This is a genomic window from Candidatus Aquicultor sp. (assembly GCA_036504445.1).
GTDB lineage: Bacteria > Actinomycetota > Aquicultoria > Aquicultorales > Aquicultoraceae > DASXVE01.
Map to the genome: position 1 here is coordinate 253,844 of DASXVE010000025.1, position 17,304 is coordinate 271,147.

A 17,304-nucleotide genomic window follows, 5' to 3' on the forward strand; every position below is an offset into this window, starting at 1 on the left:
ATTAGTAGTCAAATAGTCGTAGTGTACGGAAATGCTTGGTTAGTAAGGGCTAATCGTTAGTCTCTTTGCCTGCCTCTTCGGCAAGCTTTGCGAGGGTTTCTTCATCTATAGGTTCGGTGGTTTCGAGAAGCGGGCGCAGCGCTTCGCATGCGCGGGATTCGTCCTCTTCGAGTACCCGGATCAGGTACGGCCTGATGCCGATATTCATATCGCCGAAAATGCTGTATCCTTCGAGGCTTCTGAAGCCATCCCCGACAATCGAATACGGAATGCCCGCAGCGTCGAGCAGCCCCTTTGCAATAAACGCTAAGTCACGGCTGTTCGCTTTGTATGCGGTTACCAGTCCTTGCTCGATCCTGTCCACACTACACCCTTCTTTTATGAGGTCGTATTCACGTGCCACTTATTATTACAGATTATAGACTTTGTTGCGAGACCATGAGCGCTGCATCTATTCAATCCCCGATCCTTTTGATACAATAACACCGAACGGCTGTTTGGGGGTAGATGAGCGTGCTAAACTTGAACAAACTTTACGAGCAAATAGCAGCACTCGGCTCGTACCAGCGCAACCGGGCGCAGAGCTTGGCGTCGGCCCTGCATGCCGCCGAAGATCAGGTTGGCCTTGCCTCTGCGGATGTTGTGGCTTTCAAGAGAAAGATTGAAAATGCAAAGACCTCGTGGCTGGTCGCCGAATTAACCGATGAAAACCCGTTTGAGGTGCATTCCCCTCTTCCCCGTCCGGAAACATATACCGTATTGTCGACGGACGGCTCGCAGATAAGCCCCGACCGGCACGGCCCAACGCCTGCCTTCCTTATTAATATTGGGAGCGTCGAGATAGGCTACGGCGGGTTCCATGGTTACCGGTTAGATAGCGAACCAACGTTATTTTTTGAAGAGAAGGATACGATTCGTCGATTCGGCGGTAAAGAGCGCGATGTGTCCGGCCCTGTGCTCGCAGCACTCCGACAGAAAATGGAAGTAGAAGTCTTAGGGGATATGATCTCCTCGTGTGAGAACAAGCCGGCGGTCGCTCTGGTCGATGGTACGCTGATACTCTGGATGCTTGAGACCGACCCCAAAAGTATCACCAGTTTAGGAACCGCTGATCTCAAACAACAATCGTTCCTCGCTTTTATGCAGCTTATAAATACGGCGTGCGACAGTGCGCTTCCTGTCGCCGGATACATCAGTTTGCCGGGAAGCGCCGATGTGATAAATGCACTAAAAGTGCATATTTGTCCGATCGAGCCGGTTAACTGCGACAGATGCCCCTACAAGGGCTCTGTCCTTGATGAATATCCCCCTTGTGATAAGATAAATGGGATTACCGACGCAGCTTTGTTTCGCCGTTTACTCAAACCGGGTGAACGGTCCTCGCTTTTCGGCAGCATCTCTGACATACTGCAAGCGTATGGTGACCAGCGCGTATACTTTTTCTACGTTAACGTCGGAAAAGAAATTGCGCGGGTCGAGGTGCCGGGCTGGGTAGCGCACGATAAAGATGCGCTCATGCTTGTCCATAGCGTATGTCTCGACCAGGCGGAAAAAGGCATGGGTTACCCGATAGCGGTTGCCGAGGCGCACGAGCAGGCTGTTGTTAAGACAACCGACAAAGCTTCATTTGAGCGTCTCGTTATGAGAGCATTAATAAAACAGGGTACTTCTGCGGCGGAGTCACGCAAAGCTATTCGTAAAAAGGGAGGCTTTATATAAATGGCCGATCGGATCGGGGAAATTATCGAGGTCTATACGACCAGATTTAGAGCACAAAGCGACTCCCTTACCAACCCGCCGTATTTCGGCAGCTTCGTAAAGGCGGAAAGCCAGGGCACGGATATTTACGGGCTCGTCTATAACGTATATGAGACCAGCATTGATCCGGGCAGGCGCCCGATGGCGTACGGTATCCCACGCGATGAGCTGCTGCGGTACCGCCCTGAGATCGCCGAGTTTTTAACGGTCGAGTTCGAGGCGGCGATCATCGGCTTTAACGATGGTTTTACGAGGGCATATTTGCCGCCGTTCCCGCCGCGAATTCACAGCTTCGTCTACCCCTGCGAGAAAAATGAAGTACTCGATCTCACCGAAGACCTGGAGTTTATCCGCAGCATCAATGCCCTGCCGGGCTTGCCGCTCGAAGAACTGGCCGCCGCATCGATTCGCCTGGCGTATAACGAGCGTGACTGCGACCAGGCATTTTTAGTGCGTGCCGGGCAAGAGATCGCGCAGCTCTTAAAAGACGAATACGAGAAGGCGCGAAGCATAATCAGGAGAATCAGCGATGTCAGATAAGAGACAAAGAATCGCAAGCATAATCGGCGGCTCGCTTCTTGCCGGGCTCGAGGCGAAGCTCGCCGAAGACATAAACGTCGAGGGGATATCGGTCGGAAGGCTCGTCGTTATCGACGGCAAACAGAACAAGTTCTTTTGTCTTCTCAAAGACGTATCGCTTGAGGCGACAAATGAGGATATTCTGCTTAACCCGCCGCATGGCGAGTTTGCGCAGCTCGTGCATGCCGGCATTAATACTTTTTACAAGCTCTCGGTACAGCCGATGTTGGTGACGGCGCAAGACCCGGCGGAAGATGACCGGCCGCGTCCCTCAACCACGGTGCCGCCGCACTTCTCCCCCGTCTGTGAAGCCGGGGCCGAAGACGTCGCACTCATTTTCGGCGAACCAAGCCCGACCAACCCGGAGATCGGCTCCCCGATCTTTATGGATGTGCCGGTCTGTCTCAATCTTGATAAATTCGTAAAACGAACGAGCGCCATATTCGGCAAGAGCGGCTCAGGCAAGAGCGTGCTCGCCCGCATGGTACTCGGGCATTTGATACAAAGCGATATGGCGATCAATCTGGTCTTCGACATGCACGGTGAGTACGGCTGGAGCGCGACCAGTGAGTCCGGTATCGACGACCCGAGCTTGAAGCAGCTTCTGGGCGGTAAAATCGCGATTTTTACCGTAGATGCGAACTCACCGCTGTATCGGCGCATCCGCCCGGACTACGATGTGCAAATCCCCTACTCGGTGATTGAGATCGCCGATCTGGAACTTGCCGCCAGTGAGCTGGGCATAACGACTGCCGGTATCGAAACGATGTACCGGCTTGCCGACCGGTGGGGCGAAGACAAGTGGCTCGCCCGTTTTATAAAAATGGATACCGAAGAATTCCCGGACGTCGTGGAGAGTACCGGCGTGCACGAAGGGGCGCTGCAAAAGCTGCACCGGTGCTTAAGCCGTTTGAAGAAACTGCCCTTTATTAAAGAGAGCGTGGCCGACGATACGGTCGAGCGCATCATGAACGAGATACAAGCCGGAAGGCACACGGTACTGCAATTCGGCCGCTATAACTCGATGCTCGCCTATATCTTAGTCGCAAATATTATAACGCGCCGGCTTCATAAGCTGTATGTCGACACAACCGACCTTGCGCGCGCCGAAGGCGCCGACGGGCCGAAACCGCTCATCGTAACAATTGAAGAAGCACACAAGTTCCTCGACCCGTCCGTTGCCCGCCAGACGATTTTCGGAACGGTCGCCCGTGAGATGCGCAAATACAATATGGTGTTGTTATTGATCGATCAGCGCCCCAGCGGCATCGACGACGAGGTGTTAAGCCAGGTCGGTACACGTATCGTCGGCGATTTAGGCGACGAGCGCGACATAAACGCCGTGTTAACCGGTCTTCCCAGCCAGAGCACGTTGAAAGTGCTGATAAACAACTTAGAAGCCCGGCAGTTTTTGCTCACCGGTTATGCCATGCCGATGCCGGTGGTCATCGACGCAAAAGATTACGGAGACTTCTGCCGGGAGCTTTCACTCGGCTCCGGCATAATTTTAGATGAAATCGAGCGGCGAAAGTCGGTCGACGATCTTAAATCGAAGGTGTTTGGCGATGACGAAATTGTCTTCGACTAAAGTATCTTCGATTAGAGTCATTCATTTTGCCGACCTTCACTTGGGGATGGAAAACTACGGCCGCGTTGATGCAAAAACCGGCCTCAATCAGCGCGTCATCGATTTCTTACGCTCGCTTAATTTCCTCATCGATAGCGCGATCGAGCGCGATGTGGCACTCGTCGTGTTTTCCGGCGACGCGTTTCGCAACCAAAAGCCGAACCCTACATTACAGCGTGAATTTGCGCGGGCAATACGCCGTTTAACCAGGCACGATATAAAAGTATTTTTACTTGTTGGCAACCATGACCTGCCCAATCTCGATAAGCAAGCGCACTCGATGGCGATTTACGACGTGCTCGATATCGACGGCGTATACGTCGCCCGCTCACCCGAAGTGTTCTTGATTGAAACAAAGCAGGGGCCCGTTCAGGTTGCGGCGCTCCCCCACTTTTCGCGAAGCAAACTTATCGCAAGCATTAAAGATACGCATCCTGAGTATAAAAACAAAACACTCACCGAGTTAAACGACCTCATGGTGCTGATGATCGAAAACTTTGTAGCCGATCTCGCCGCACAGGTTGCGGAAAAGCCGGATGTACCTGCCATTCTGGCAACGCATGCCAGCATATCAACCGCAAAAATCGGCAATGAGGGGCGCAGTATTCTCATGGGAAGCGAGATGACGGTGCTCCCGAGCACGCTGCAGCGGCCCGAATTCGATTACGTGGCGATGGGCCATATCCATAAATTTCAGGATTTGAGCAACGGCGCATACCCGCACCTGGTGTATTCGGGAAGCATCGATAGGGTGGATTTTGGCGAGGAGCGCGAAGACAAGGGCTTTTGCCTGGTGCGCCTGGTACGAAGAGCGACCACATATGAATTCATGCCTACACCTGCACGGCGCTTTGTTACGATTGATGTCGAGTGTGCGACCGACGACCCGACCGCAGAGGTGTGCAAGCGTCTTGAAGGCGAAACGCTTGCCGAAAGCGTAGTGCGCGTGCGTGTGAAGGTGCCCGCGCAGCTTAAGGATCAGATCCGCAAGGATGAGATCATCGGCGCACTCGCAGACGCCCACTATGTCGCCCACGTAACGGTTGAAGCGATCGGTGAAGCGGCGCGCGTGAGAAACCCGCACCTGACCGAGTCGCAAACCCCGGGGCGGGCGCTTGCCGAATTTTTAAAGACACGCGATGATTTGCGCGAACGCCAAGATGAACTCTTGCAATACGGGCAAAGGCTCATCGAAGAGCTGCAAGCGCGAGGTTTGAATTGATTCCAGTCGAGTTGAATCTTACTAATTTTATGAGCTATAAACGTATGGATGAGCCGCTGAGCTTCTCATCCATACATACTGCGGTGCTCTGCGGGCCTAACGGCCACGGCAAGAGTTCATTGCTCGATGCCATCACCTGGGCGACCTGGGGCCGGGCCCGCGGCGTCGATAAACGCGGTACCGGTACCGATGACCTCATCCACCACAAAGAGGCGCACATGCAGGTCGAGTTTACCTTTGATCTTGAGGGCCAGCGCTACCGGGTTATCCGTTCGCGCTCACGCAAAGGCAAAACCGGCCAGTCGCGCCTCGAGTTTCAAGTATTCGATAACGGCGTACCGCGCTCATTGACAGGCGAAACAATCAACGCGACGCAAGATGCAATAAACCGCGCGCTCAGAATGGATTACGAAACCTTCGTCAACTCGGCGTTCGTCGTGCAAGGGCGGGCGGATACTTTTATGACGAAAAGCGCAAACGAGCGCAAAGAAATCCTCTCTGAAATTCTCGGCCTCTCTATCTACGATGAGCTTGAAGAGCTGGCGCGGGAAAAACGTAAGGGACAAAATGACAGCGTTAAGGATATCGATAATCGAATCGCTTTCATTGACCAGGAATTGGATCAGCTCCCGGCATACAAGCAAGAACTCGAGGTGGTTTCCGCCGAACTTTCCGGTATACAAAGCGATATTGCGTCGTGCGAAACAGCCCTGACGCAGCTTCACGGTAAAAAAGCCGTCTTTGGCCTAAAGTCATCGCAGCTAAGCGGGCTTAAAGAGGAAAATGCACGGATCGAGTTAGACGTCAAAACGCTCGACATGCAGCTTATTGCTCTTAATGAGAGCGTACGGAAAGCGCAGTCGCTTATCGAGCGTGAGGGTGAAATCAGCGCGGGTTACGATGAGCTTGTGGGGCTGCGCGCCCGCGAGGAGAAGCTGGCTTCCGCCGGCCAGCAGTACGGCGCGCTTGAGGCCAAGGCAAACTTGGTAAAAACAGCGCTCGCCACGATAAAGAGTACGCTCGACGCAGAGCTCAAACACTTAACGTCGCGCAAAACGGCGCTTGAAAAAGAGTGTGCGCAAAAAGCCATGCTTGAGGCCGAGCTCGCCGCAAACAAAGCGGGATTAGCGCAGTTTGCTCAGATAGAACGCGAGCTTGAAGAAAAACGCGCGGCGTACACCGAACTGCAGCAAAAAAAGGCGGCGGCCGAGGCAACGGCTCAAGCCCTCGCGGCACATTACGCTGAAGAGGCGCAGCGCCGCAGCCTCTTCAGCGATGGCGATTCGTGTCCGCTATGCAAGAAGCCGCTTGATCAAAAAGAGCGAACGGCGCTTGCCGCCGATATGTCCCAAGCCGCCGCAAAGATTGCGAACGAGCGTGAGGCCGCACAGCGCGAGATCGAACGAATAACCAGGGATCTTGAAGCCCTAAAAGCAGCCGGCACCGCGCTGAGCGAAAAGGCTCGGGGAAAGAGCGGCCTGCAAGTAAAAGAAGGCCGTCTCGTGGAGAAATTGCAGGCGCTTGAGAAAGCAGCGCAGGAAATCAGCGCAATTAATAATAAGCTAACCGAGCTTAACTTGCAAATCACGCAGCAGGCATATGCGCAAGCCGAGCACTCGGAATTACAGCGGTTGGGTTTAGAGATGCGAGCTACCGGTTATTCAGTTGATGCGCACAATAAGGTGAAAGTGCGGCTCAAGGAGCTGCTTATCTACGAATCGCTGCGGGCAAACCTCGAAAACGCAAAAACCGCCATGCAGATGACGCAGGTCACCATCGGCACGCTCTCATCACAAAAAGAGTCAAAACTCACGACAATCGCCGTCTCGGCCCAAAAGATTGTATCTCTTGAGCAGGATATCGCCGCATTGGCGGGTATCGTCCGCGAGATCGAGCAGCGCGAAGCCGAGCTTGCGGACACAAAGAAACTCGAAGCAGCCGTATTGCAAAAATGTTCCGCAATCCAGGCAAAGATAGACACATGCACCGCGCTTACCAAACGAAAGAAGGATCTGGTTAAGACGCGCAAAGCTGCCGCAAAAGAGGCCGAAATATACGACCGGCTTGCGTTCGCCTTCAGCAAGAAAGGCATTCAGGCTCTTATCATCGAAAACACGATCCCCGAAATTGAAGAAGAGGCTAACGAGCTTCTGCACCGGCTTACCGACGGGCAGATGAGCCTGCGGTTCGTAACACAAAAAGACCAGCGAACCGGTGGGGTTATCGAGACTCTCGACCTCATTATCACCGACGGCGAACTGGGCGAACGTAAATACGAGCTCTTCTCCGGCGGCGAAGCGTTCAGGATTAACTTTGCTGTTCGCATCGCCCTGTCGAAACTCTTGTCGCGCCGCTCCGGCGCCCGCCTTGAAACCCTGGTTGTCGATGAAGGCTTCGGCACACAGGATGAAGAGGGAAAGGAGCGCCTCATTGAGGCGATAAGCGCTATTCAAGACGACTTCAAGAAGATAATTATCGTGACGCACCTTGACGACCTTAAAGAACTCTTCCCTACCCGTATCGAGGTCGTGAAGAAACGCGGGCTCGGCTCGGTTGCCACAATAGCTTGAGCGAGTGGGGCCCCGAAGAGCCCCCCTGTTTCTATACGAAGTTCAAATTAGTTTACGCGGTCTTAATCTTTACCTCCTGCGCTTTCTTCTCCTCAGCCTTCGGCAAAACGATCTCCAGCATACCGTTTTTATAGGTCGCCTCGATATCTTCCGATTTCACCGGTTCCGGTAACTCGATTATCCTCTCGAACGTGCCGTAGAAACGCTCGCTTCTTCGGTAATTTTCTTCCTTTACTTCCTGTACGTGCTTACGCTCTCCCCGAACCCTCAGCGTACTATCGGTGACGGAGATCTCGATATCATCCGGGTTCACATCCGGCAAATCCATCGTCACGTAGTACTTGTCGTCTTTTTCATAAACATCGGTTGCCGGCATCCAGACGTCCATCACCGCTGCCGGGCCAAATGTGCGTGAGAGCATTCTGCTAAATTCATCCTGCAGTCTCGTAAGGTCCTGCCAGGGACTACTTCTGCGCATTGCCATAGTTTTCACCTCCCTCAAAAAGATCACATTTAGTATTTACCCACGACGCCGAAACATGTCTGCTTACGCGTAAAGAGCGCCCGTGTCTGGAATATAGAGTCGCATACGGCTACAATTGAGAGACAAGTATTTTACCAGGCAAGGAGTCGCAAATGATATCTCGAAAAGCTCTCGACATGCCTCCGTTTATTGTTATGGAAGTGCTTGAGAAAGCCCAAGAAATGGAACGCCGGGGAGCGCATATCATTCACATGGAAGTCGGAGAGCCGGATTTTGCGACACCGCAAGCCATTAAAGATGCCGGCTGCAAAGCGATCCTCGAAGACAAAACGCAATATACTCACAGCCTGGGTCTTCTTGAGCTTCGCGAAGCAATCGTAGAGCACTACCATGTCAAATACGGCGTTGAGCTTTCTCCTGACCAGGTAATTGTAACGTCGGGGACCTCACCTGCAATGCTTCTCGTTTTTGCCGCACTTCTCAACGCCGGCGACAACGTCATTCTCTCCAACCCGGGCTACGCCTGCTACCCCAATTTTGTCCGCTTTGCCGAAGGGCAACCGGCGTTTGTTAACGTCTATGAGGAAGATGGTTTCCAGTATCGCCCCGATGATATCAAGAAAGCGCTGACCGAAGATACGAAGGCGATTATGATTAACTCGCCTTCTAATCCGACCGGCAATATATTCTCACAAAACATTATGCGCGAGATCGCCGATTTAGCGGACACGGCAAAGAGCGGATTGTATATTATTTCGGACGAGATATACCACGGCCTTACCTACGAGGGTGCCGAACACTCGATTCTCGAGTTCACCGATAATGCGTTTGTGCTAAACGGATTCTCCAAACTCTATGCAATGACCGGCTGGCGCCTGGGCTATGCTATTGCCCCAAAAGCGTTCGTGCGCCCGATGCAAAAGATCCAGCAAAACCTGTTTATCTCGGCTAACAGCTTTGTGCAATGGGCGGGTATCGCAGCCCTTACTGAAACCGCCGATGACATTGCCCGCATGGTGGCCACGTATGATGAGCGCCGCCGCTACCTTATCCCCCGCCTGCGCGAACTGGGCTTCGGCATTACCGTTGAACCGACCGGCGCATTCTATATGCTGGCTAACGCAAAACGCTTTGGCGCCGATTCATATAAGCTCGCGTTCGATATCCTCGAGCACGCACACGTTGCCCTTACCCCCGGTATTGATTTTGGCAGTAACGCCGAAGGATACCTGCGTTTCTCCTACGCCAACTCGCTTGATAACATTACAGAAGCCTGCCGCCGGCTTGAAGCCTATCTAAGCTGATAAGGCTATACCACGCGTGTTTGTCCTTCGCGCGTGCGGGAACAAACTTGGTGCTACTGCATGCAGCAAGAAAAGGAGGACACGTATGAAAAACATCGTCAACGTCGGTGCGAGCAGCTATACCGGTGAATTTTTGTTACCCCAACTAATCGCTGATTGGGAACGGCAAAACCCGGATATTGAGCTTAAGGTCGGTATCTCCGATAGCTCACAAGTATTCGAGCAGGTGTTAAACGGCGACCTACATGCAGGCGTTATCGGCATGTCGTTTGAGAACGATAGCGTGACGGCCGAGACATTCTTAAACAAATTCGATGAGCTCATCCTGATTTGTCCACCGCAGCACCCCTTGGCAAATAAAGGGCAAGTTGCCCTTGAAGATCTTAGGGGCCAGGACTTTATCATCCGCGAGGCCGGCTCGGCTACCCGGATGTGGTACCGTGAGTTCTTAGCCACACACGGCATAACCTTTGAGAACCTTAATATCGTTGCCGAGCTGGATACCAACCCTGCGATAATCAAAGCCGTAGAAAGCGGCTCGGGTTTGAGCTTCGTATTAAGAAAATCAGCGAGCGATGCACTCGAGCTCGGCAGGATTAAAGAGCTAAAGATTAAGGATATCTCCCCGCTCATGGGCAACCTCTACGTGATTTATAATTCGGTGCGGGCGCCATCTGATGAAACCAGGCGTTTCTTAAGTTTTCTAGAAGCAGAAACACCGAAGCTGCAAGCGGCCTAAAACAAAAACACATAAGGACGGAGTCCCCGTCCTTATGTGTTGCTTTAATGATTAACGAGTTCGCCACTCGTTAGCTTGTGCTATATCCTACTATTCGGCCGCGTCACGGTTAGACTTTAACGAAACGTTAACATTTAGTAGAAAAGTTTCGACATCTCGTACACGCGCTCGTCTATCTGCCGAACTTTCAACGCATCCTCAAGAGCTATTGACGTCACTTCGCCGCATGAATACGCGGTCATACGATCGAACTCACCCTTCTCTATCAGCTCAACCGCCGCTACACCGAATTCGGTGGAGATCAAGCGGTCAAACGGGGTTGCGTCTCCGCCTCTCTGCAAGTGTCCGAGGTTCATGAACCTGGTCTCGAGACCGGTCTTCTCTTCGATAACGCTTGCGAGATACTCGCCGATGCCGCCGAGGCGAACATGTCCGAAGGCATCGGTCTTTTCACTCACAACCACCTGGCGGCCTGCAGGCTTAGCGCCTTCTGCAACCACGATGATACTAAAGGTTTTTCCCCTTTGGCGGCGCTTTTTAATCCTATCTATAACATCGTCAACATTAAAATCATGTTCCGGAACGAGAATCATGTCGGCGCCGCCCGCGATACCCGCAAGCAGTGCAACGTGACCCGCGTCACGGCCCATGACCTCGACTACCATAATCCTATGGTGCGACTCGGCGGTTGTGTGCAACTTATCAAGCGCCTCGGTCGCGACCCATAATGCGGTATGAAAACCAATTGCATAATCGGTACCGGCAATATCGTTATCGATAGTCTGCGGGATACCGACTGCCGGGATCGGCGGTTCTAGCTGGTTGATCTTATGCGCAACACCAAGCGTATCGTCGCCGCCGATGCAGATCATCGCATCGACACCCGCCTTAAGCAGGTTATCGCGCATCTTTTCCGGCGCACCGTCGAGCTTAAATGGGTTCGTTCTTGAGGTACCGAGGATGGTACCGCCTCGCGGCAAAATACCCGATACCGAATCAATCGTCATAATCTGGTACTCACCGTTGATCGGGCCCGCCCAACCATTCTTAAAGCCAAGGATCGTGTGCCCGCCTTCAATACCCCTGCGGACAACCGCCCTGATCGCAGCATTGATGGCGCTTGAATCACCGCCACCGGTTAACAGTCCTATTTTCACTATGCAACCCTCCCGGCCATGTATGCTATTTCTTGAGTCGCTTTGTGCGACGAACCAAACAGTTTGATCTTACCGCTGACGATCTTATACATCTCTTCCATCGCCGGCTTCAGGAGCTTGCGCGGATCGATAACATCCGGGTTCTCCTGAATAAACTGAGCGATGCCGCGTTTGAACGCGTCGCGAATCTCGGTATCGATATTTATCTTTGTAATACCGAGCGATACGGCGGTGCGGATATCCTCATCCGGAATACCCGATGCGCCGTGCAGAACGAGAAGCGCTTTGTTGCCGACCTTGTTATGGATCTCTTCAAGTCGCTTGAAGTCGAGCTGAGGTTTTCCCTTATACCAGCCGTGCGCATTGCCGATCGAAACCGCAAGCGCATCCACGCCGGTGCGCTCGATAAACTCAAGCGCCTCGTTAGGATTGGTCATCGATGCTTCACGCTCCGAGACCGAAATATGGTCTTCCGTGCCGACCAACCGGCCGAGTTCGCCTTCTACTGAAACGCCGACCGCATGACCGAGCTCTACCGCCTTTTTAGTAAGCGCGATGTTCTCCTCGAAAGGGTACTTCGAGCCGTCAAACATAATCGACGAAAACCCTGCTTGGATTGAATGCACGACGTGCTCCCACTCAGTACCGTGATCGAGGTGAACCGACACCGGCACCCCCGTCTCCTCTTCTGCAACCCGTGCGAGAGCTAAAAGATTTTCCATACCCGCATACTTTGCCGCGGATGGCGAGATAGCAAGGATAATTGGCGATTGTTCTTCCTTTGCAGCCTTAAAGATCGCTTTCGTGATTTCAAGATTGTTGGTGTTAAATGCGCCGACAGCATATCCTCCCTCACGCGCTTTCATCATTAGCTCGGTGTTGGTCTTAAACACGTTAACTCCTCCTATTGCCCGATAATCTTATTTATTGTCTACCCATTCGATAAAAAAATAAGCACTGCCTGAATGCCTATCAATGGATTGACTGCTTTAGAATGCAACCATCCGTTGTCATTATCGGTTAACAAAACGGAGGGCTAAAGGGTGATAAGGGAATTTTACAATGGTAATATCTACCATATTACCTGGCAGCGAGCTTGGGGTCCTGTTTAGCGACCGGCTTGATACACGGCAATCATACCGACAACAACCAAAACGACGCCTATGAGAAGATATGAGATCGGATATCCGACAAAATGCACGAGCGAGAGGAACAGGCCGACCGTGATAAAGATGGCCGCGAGCGAGAAAATACTAAACGCGAAGAGAAGTAAGGCGACTTTTCGTCCGGCTGACTTCAGGGGTTTAGCGATACTCTCATCAATTACGTTCTTCAGCTGCTTGCGGGCATATTCTGCGATAAGATCGATGAGTTCTACGATCGTGTCTACAAATGATGCCACGCCTTTGAGTTTACCTCTCATCTTAACTCCAAGCTTGTATTATCATGCCTGGATGCGAGAGGTTACGCCGCGTCGAGTCGACTCTCTTTTGAGCTACACGTCTTAACGGATACGTGGTCGCCTGCGATACTGGATGGCGATAGCCCCAGCTCACACCGCTCAGTAAAGTGACTACACTCAAGGCACCCTGGCCATGTAATTTGCCACGAGAGTGATTCCAAGCCCCGCAAGTACTCCGCAAAGTGCTCGGGGAACAACGACTGAAACTTCTCTCGTGCATCTATCATTTTATCAAAATCGAGAAGCGAGTAAATCTCAGACTGGAGAGAAAGAGCTGCTAACATCTCTTCTCGTGCTTCCTGTCCCATCTCGTTCCCGGCCAAGCGCTCGTCAATATAAATATGGAGCCACTGCGCTTGTTCCTCTAGCGTTCTAGCCTTTGAGGTTGCGAGCCGTTGGAGCTTCGGTATATGCTTCCAGCTCTCAACCAATTCATGCTCTGCACTCACGGCAGAACACCTCCCTATATTAGTCGGCAAACGTTGCCGCCCTCTTAATTAAATTTAGGAACAAAACTGCGGTTTCTAGCGGACTTCCGGAGACGCTTCACCCGGCCCGACGTTTGTCGCAGTAGCCGCGACATTCTCCTGGCGCTCAATGAGAATGAGCCGGTCAAGCTTATCGTCTAGACGCTGGATATCGTGTCTGGTCGGCAGTTCCAACTCATCTATGGCCTTCTTGACCTCATCCTTGATCATATTACGCATGTCCATGCGCGCTTCCTGGCCGCGTTTTGTGAGTTCGCTAACCATAGCTGATGCCTGGTCACGCGACATCTCACCGCGCTCGACGAGCTCGTTAGCCCATTCCTGCAATTTATCGGCCGTAAGCGCAACCGCCCCGATGCCGAGGTAGAAACTTTGTCGAATAAGATCACCTATGTTCGCCATACCCATCCTCCTTGTATACCTTCTGCTACCCGGTTTCATCTACAGATAAACGTAATCCACGTAAAAGACCCAAGAACCGCTTACGCTGCATAGGGCATGCGTGTTAGTCGAGAAAGTTAAGGAGGTGCCGCAGATCACCGATCGTTATACAATCGGTTTTTATGGGGTTATTAGCCCGGTCGATAAGTACGGGGGTGATCCCCGCGCCGCGAGCGCCGAGAACGTCGGCAAAGTAGTGATCGCCGACGTGGAGTGCTTCGTGCGGTAAGACATCAACCCGCTTGAGTGCCATTGTAAAGATGCCCGGTTGCGGCTTGATCATGCCCACAACCGCCGAGCACATGATAAAATCCAGATATTTATCTGCGCCGATGCCGGACAGAAGATCGGTTAAGCGGCTATCCCAGTTCGAGATCACCCCAACTTTTAAACCGTGATCTTTGAGGGCTTGCAAGGTTTCTTCGACGTCCGCAAAAAACTGCCACCTGTGAGGATGGCCGAACTCGTCATAGATTTCTCGGGCGAGACGGTCCGTGTCGCCGTTAATGCCGAGCTGGTGAGCTACAACCGTATACAGGTCGACCCAGAGCGCAGCCGCCTCTCGCTCCGATTTCCAAAACGTATCATCCTGCCAATATCGCTCTTCGTAGTACCTATCGCCCGCACCAATCGCCGTTTTAAGCTCGTCAAAGGGGACTGCGTAGCCGCTCCGGGCAAAAACTTCGGCGCAGACGTCCTCAACCGATGGATAGGGCGTCAGCAGCGTATTGCCGGCGTCAAAAAAGACCGCTTTATATTTCACGATTGCATAATCCTTTTATTTCGATTTAAGCTCGCTCTCAAGGCGATCCATCGCTACACGAAGCTCATGCTGGCGAACGGTCGTGGTGAGATCGCCGCGCGTCTTCTCCAAAACCGAGCGAGCAAGATCAGTATTGCGGCGAAGCCCCGGCGTAAGCGCATCCGGATAGTCGAAAGAGTTTAAGAAGTAATATACGTCATCCATGATTGTTAGAAAGTGCTCGCCTTCGGTCAGTTTCCCTTGCCGTATAATATCGAGAATATGCCGGCGCAGCTCGCCCATCGCTTCGCCAAGCCCGGCGAGATAGGGCGGATAACCTACGCCGATTTCATCCGGATCGGGTAGCGGCCTACCGGCAACCAGGGCGTATGTCGCCATGCCCTCGCTATACTCCTTTTCCGCATCCTGCAGATACCCGGCAAAATAGATCTCGGGGTAGCTCTTAAGCGCTTCTTGTGCCTGTACGAGCGATTGTTTGGCCTCCGCTAAATGCTGCTGCGCCTCATCGAATTTTTCGCGGTGAATCGACCGGATTGCGACGCTGCACGACCGGATAACTTGCCTGGCCTTAGGAAGCGCAATTTCGCGCGCTTTATGTTTTGCGTCAAGGCTCTGCCGTATCTTTCCGCCTATACCCTCGAGTTCCATATCAGTCCCTTTCCTTTCGCCGAAGCCTACTACTGCACCTGTCGCAGACCGCTCTTCTCTTTAATCTTATCCACAAGTTCTTCTAGTTCATCAATGGAGAACATATAGGCCTCATTACAGAAGTTGCAGCGAAGCTCGATCGGCTCACCATCATCTATCATTTCTCTGAGCTCTTTTACGCCAAGAGCAATGAGCGTACGTTCGGCGCGCTCATGCGAACACCCGCATGAAAATAAGATATCACGGCGCTCTTTAACCTGCATATCGAGGCCATCAAGAATACGTGCGAGAATATCCTCGGCGCTATACCCCATATTAACCATATCGCTTACCGGCAGGGCGTGCGAGATGTTTTCCTCGATTTTTGCGACAACCCAATCGGGGGCTCCCACCAACGGCTGCACGAAATATCCGCCCGCGGCTGCAACCGAGTTATCCGGCACAACCAGCACACCTAAGCCTACAGCGGACGGCTGCTGCTCACTTGAGGCAAAGTAATGGGTAAACTCATCGCCGATTTCACCGGTTACCAGCTCGATGATGCCCCGGTACGGCTCCCGTAAACCCATGTCTTTTATAACGGAAAACGTCCCGTGGGTACCGACAGCACCGCCCACATCGAGTTTGCCGCGCTTTGACGGCAAGTGGACGTGCGGCCTGAGAACATAACCGCGAACGCCACCCTGGGCATCCGCATCGCCGGTTACCTCACGAAGCGGACCGTCGCCTTTTACCTGGACCGTAACTTTCTGGCGGTCTTTTAACATATTAGCAATAAGCGCTGCTCCCGTCATCACTCGTCCAAGAGCGGCTGTGGCCGTCGGGTAGGTATCCTGGCGGCGGCGCGCCTCATCAACCGTATTTGTTGTAACAGCTGCGATCGCCCGCACCATCGCATCGGCGGCAACCACACGTACTAAATGATCCTGCATATGTAAACCAATCCTATCTATATAAAAATCCTATCCGCAAAAATCTTACTTTGCAAAACGGCTAATAGCGCACGCTATTAGCCTCAACGTCAAATATTTTTGTGCCCGCACCCGTCCAGAACTATACTGGTCGCAGTAGGCTTGTTAACTCCCAAACCGGGTTATGCCGCAGTTAATGCCGTACTGAAAACCCGGTAAACCGGTTGCACGGCTCGCGCCACTCAACGATAACGTTATCAACCGCTGCGTGTGCCGGCCCCTGCCGACTCCAGTCGATGAGGTTCGAAACCGCCGGCTCATCGCCTTCGGCAATCGCTTCGACATTGCCTGAATCGAGGTTGCGCACCCATCCCTTTACGCCGAAAACATCCGCCATTTCCTTCATGCTCTGGCGAAAGTAGACGCCCTGGACACGGCCCTCGATCGTTAAGTGCGCACAACGCTCAGTCAAAACAACCACTCCTGCTATATAAAAAATGAGGCTGGAAGATACAACCCCCAGCCTGCAATAATTATCGCCACCGTCTTCAGTCGGTCCGAAGCGCCGCGTCCAAGAACGGTTCGATATAGGGGCGCTGCTGCTCGTGCATAGACTCGCTTAGCAAAACCAGAGCGATATAGCGCGGCTCGAATGGTGTCGTTTTCGGATACATCCGAACCTCGTACGGCAGTTTGTCGCCCTTTTTGTGGTTGCAAGTCGAGCACGCGGTCGTAACGTTATCCCACGTGTCGGCACCACCTTTCGACACAGGCTTAACATGCTCTCTCGTCAGACGCTCTTTCTTCTTCAAGTCACGCTTGTGCCTGCCGCAATACTGGCAGGCATAGTTATCGCGCGCGAATAGAACAGCGTTGCTGACGACAGAGCGAAACCGTCGCGGGATTTCCACATAATGCACCAGACGGATGACAAGAGGATACGGATACTCCTGTTTCTCGGTTCGTATACGCTTGCTTACATGCGTCTCGACAATCTCCGCCTTCTCCTTGAGCACAAGGATGAGCGCCCGCGTTACCGGTACAAATGTGAGAGGCTCGGTGCTTGCGTTTAAAATTAACGTCTGAGTCATACTTACCACGGCCATCCGGCCACCAGGGTTTAATGCTATATATATTATACCAGAATATGC

General features: G+C 52.6%; 19 protein-coding genes. 7 read left to right on the top strand and 12 right to left on the bottom strand.

From position 1 onward, the window contains the following. Window positions 1-49: 49 nt before the first annotated feature. Window positions 50-364 (bottom strand): DUF2007 domain-containing protein, encoded by a 315-nt coding sequence (locus VGK02_08690; GenBank protein ID HEY3375123.1) that lies wholly within the window; start codon window positions 362-364, stop codon window positions 50-52. A gap of 143 nt (window positions 365-507) precedes the next feature. Between VGK02_08690 and VGK02_08695 the strand changes: the two genes are divergently transcribed. From VGK02_08695 to VGK02_08715, 5 genes are read left to right on the top strand one after another with little or no spacing between them, the layout of a single operon-like run. After that, window positions 508-1,719, top strand: a complete 1,212-nt coding sequence (locus tag VGK02_08695) for a DNA double-strand break repair nuclease NurA (protein HEY3375124.1) — start codon at window positions 508-510, stop codon at window positions 1,717-1,719. Next, on the top strand, window positions 1,720-2,298 hold the full coding sequence (locus tag VGK02_08700) for a hypothetical protein (protein HEY3375125.1): 579 nt from the start codon (window positions 1,720-1,722) through the stop codon (window positions 2,296-2,298). Beyond that, window positions 2,288-3,925 carry an ATP-binding protein gene (locus tag VGK02_08705; protein HEY3375126.1) on the top strand — a complete coding sequence of 546 codons (1,638 nt, stop codon included), beginning with the start codon at window positions 2,288-2,290 and terminating at the stop codon, window positions 3,923-3,925. Before VGK02_08700 ends, VGK02_08705 begins: the two co-directional genes overlap by 11 nt. Further along, on the top strand, window positions 3,903-5,186 hold the full coding sequence (locus tag VGK02_08710) for an exonuclease SbcCD subunit D (protein ID HEY3375127.1): 1,284 nt from the start codon (window positions 3,903-3,905) through the stop codon (window positions 5,184-5,186). Before VGK02_08705 ends, VGK02_08710 begins: the two co-directional genes overlap by 23 nt. 11 nt (window positions 5,187-5,197) lie before the next feature. Beyond that, window positions 5,198-7,756 carry an SMC family ATPase gene (locus VGK02_08715; GenBank protein HEY3375128.1) on the top strand — a complete coding sequence of 853 codons (2,559 nt, stop codon included), beginning with the start codon at window positions 5,198-5,200 and terminating at the stop codon, window positions 7,754-7,756. 52 nt (window positions 7,757-7,808) lie between these two features. Here VGK02_08715 and VGK02_08720 read toward each other — a convergent pair whose 3' ends face one another. Then, window positions 7,809-8,240 carry an Hsp20/alpha crystallin family protein gene (locus tag VGK02_08720; protein ID HEY3375129.1) on the bottom strand — a complete coding sequence of 144 codons (432 nt, stop codon included), beginning with the start codon at window positions 8,238-8,240 and terminating at the stop codon, window positions 7,809-7,811. A gap of 152 nt (window positions 8,241-8,392) precedes the next feature. Between VGK02_08720 and VGK02_08725 the strand changes: the two genes are divergently transcribed. Beyond that, a complete protein-coding gene (locus VGK02_08725) occupies window positions 8,393-9,544 on the top strand; it encodes a pyridoxal phosphate-dependent aminotransferase (GenBank protein ID HEY3375130.1) in 1,152 nt (383 codons plus the stop codon). 85 nt (window positions 9,545-9,629) lie between these two features. Further along, the gene (locus VGK02_08730; GenBank protein ID HEY3375131.1) at window positions 9,630-10,283 is read left to right on the top strand and encodes a LysR substrate-binding domain-containing protein; all 654 of its coding nucleotides are present in this window, start codon (window positions 9,630-9,632) and stop codon (window positions 10,281-10,283) included. Between the two features lie 134 nt (window positions 10,284-10,417). On the opposite strand, the gene VGK02_08735 is transcribed toward VGK02_08730, so the two are convergent. The 10 genes from VGK02_08735 to VGK02_08780 form a co-directional block, all read right to left on the bottom strand. Next, a complete protein-coding gene (locus VGK02_08735) occupies window positions 10,418-11,440 on the bottom strand; it encodes an ATP-dependent 6-phosphofructokinase (protein ID HEY3375132.1) in 1,023 nt (340 codons plus the stop codon). After that, window positions 11,440-12,333 (bottom strand): class II fructose-1,6-bisphosphate aldolase, encoded by an 894-nt coding sequence (fba, locus tag VGK02_08740; protein HEY3375133.1) that lies wholly within the window; start codon window positions 12,331-12,333, stop codon window positions 11,440-11,442. Before fba ends, VGK02_08735 begins: the two co-directional genes overlap by 1 nt. 215 nt (window positions 12,334-12,548) lie before the next feature. Then, entirely contained in the window at window positions 12,549-12,863 is a 315-nt protein-coding gene (locus VGK02_08745) for a hypothetical protein (GenBank protein HEY3375134.1), read from the bottom strand. Between the two features lie 41 nt (window positions 12,864-12,904). Next, window positions 12,905-13,351 carry a hypothetical protein gene (locus VGK02_08750; protein ID HEY3375135.1) on the bottom strand — a complete coding sequence of 149 codons (447 nt, stop codon included), beginning with the start codon at window positions 13,349-13,351 and terminating at the stop codon, window positions 12,905-12,907. Window positions 13,352-13,426: 75 nt separating this feature from the next. Continuing rightward, on the bottom strand, window positions 13,427-13,792 hold the full coding sequence (locus VGK02_08755) for a phasin family protein (GenBank protein HEY3375136.1): 366 nt from the start codon (window positions 13,790-13,792) through the stop codon (window positions 13,427-13,429). Between the two features lie 103 nt (window positions 13,793-13,895). Continuing rightward, window positions 13,896-14,594, bottom strand: a complete 699-nt coding sequence (locus tag VGK02_08760) for an HAD-IA family hydrolase (GenBank protein HEY3375137.1) — start codon at window positions 14,592-14,594, stop codon at window positions 13,896-13,898. 15 nt (window positions 14,595-14,609) lie between these two features. Beyond that, entirely contained in the window at window positions 14,610-15,242 is a 633-nt protein-coding gene (locus VGK02_08765; protein HEY3375138.1) for a hypothetical protein, read from the bottom strand. 29 nt (window positions 15,243-15,271) lie between these two features. Further along, window positions 15,272-16,174, bottom strand: coding sequence for an Hsp33 family molecular chaperone HslO (hslO, locus tag VGK02_08770; GenBank protein ID HEY3375139.1), 903 nt, complete (start codon window positions 16,172-16,174; stop codon window positions 15,272-15,274). 172 nt (window positions 16,175-16,346) lie between these two features. After that, window positions 16,347-16,625, bottom strand: a complete 279-nt coding sequence (locus VGK02_08775) for an acylphosphatase (GenBank protein HEY3375140.1) — start codon at window positions 16,623-16,625, stop codon at window positions 16,347-16,349. A 76-nt stretch (window positions 16,626-16,701) separates the two neighbouring features. Beyond that, complete coding sequence (locus VGK02_08780) at window positions 16,702-17,259, bottom strand: HNH endonuclease (protein ID HEY3375141.1); 558 nt, start codon at window positions 17,257-17,259, stop codon at window positions 16,702-16,704. Window positions 17,260-17,304 lie beyond the last annotated feature (45 nt).

Bases quoted from the DNA above. Each gene is read 5' to 3' on its own strand.
- VGK02_08700 (HEY3375125.1), top strand. From the start codon at position 1,720: ATGGCCGATCGGATCGGGGAAATTATCGAGGTCTATACGACCAGATTT.
- VGK02_08765 (HEY3375138.1), bottom strand. From the start codon at position 15,242: ATGGAACTCGAGGGTATAGGCGGAAAGATACGGCAGAGCCTTGACGCA.
- VGK02_08695 (HEY3375124.1), top strand. From the start codon at position 508: ATGAGCGTGCTAAACTTGAACAAACTTTACGAGCAAATAGCAGCACTC.
- VGK02_08780 (HEY3375141.1), bottom strand. From the start codon at position 17,259: ATGGCCGTGGTAAGTATGACTCAGACGTTAATTTTAAACGCAAGCACC.
- VGK02_08745 (HEY3375134.1), bottom strand. From the start codon at position 12,863: ATGAGAGGTAAACTCAAAGGCGTGGCATCATTTGTAGACACGATCGTA.
- VGK02_08710 (HEY3375127.1), top strand. From the start codon at position 3,903: ATGACGAAATTGTCTTCGACTAAAGTATCTTCGATTAGAGTCATTCAT.
- VGK02_08720 (HEY3375129.1), bottom strand. From the start codon at position 8,240: ATGGCAATGCGCAGAAGTAGTCCCTGGCAGGACCTTACGAGACTGCAG.
- hslO (HEY3375139.1), bottom strand. From the start codon at position 16,174: ATGCAGGATCATTTAGTACGTGTGGTTGCCGCCGATGCGATGGTGCGG.
- VGK02_08705 (HEY3375126.1), top strand. From the start codon at position 2,288: ATGTCAGATAAGAGACAAAGAATCGCAAGCATAATCGGCGGCTCGCTT.
- VGK02_08730 (HEY3375131.1), top strand. From the start codon at position 9,630: ATGAAAAACATCGTCAACGTCGGTGCGAGCAGCTATACCGGTGAATTT.
- VGK02_08725 (HEY3375130.1), top strand. From the start codon at position 8,393: ATGATATCTCGAAAAGCTCTCGACATGCCTCCGTTTATTGTTATGGAA.
- VGK02_08755 (HEY3375136.1), bottom strand. From the start codon at position 13,792: ATGGCGAACATAGGTGATCTTATTCGACAAAGTTTCTACCTCGGCATC.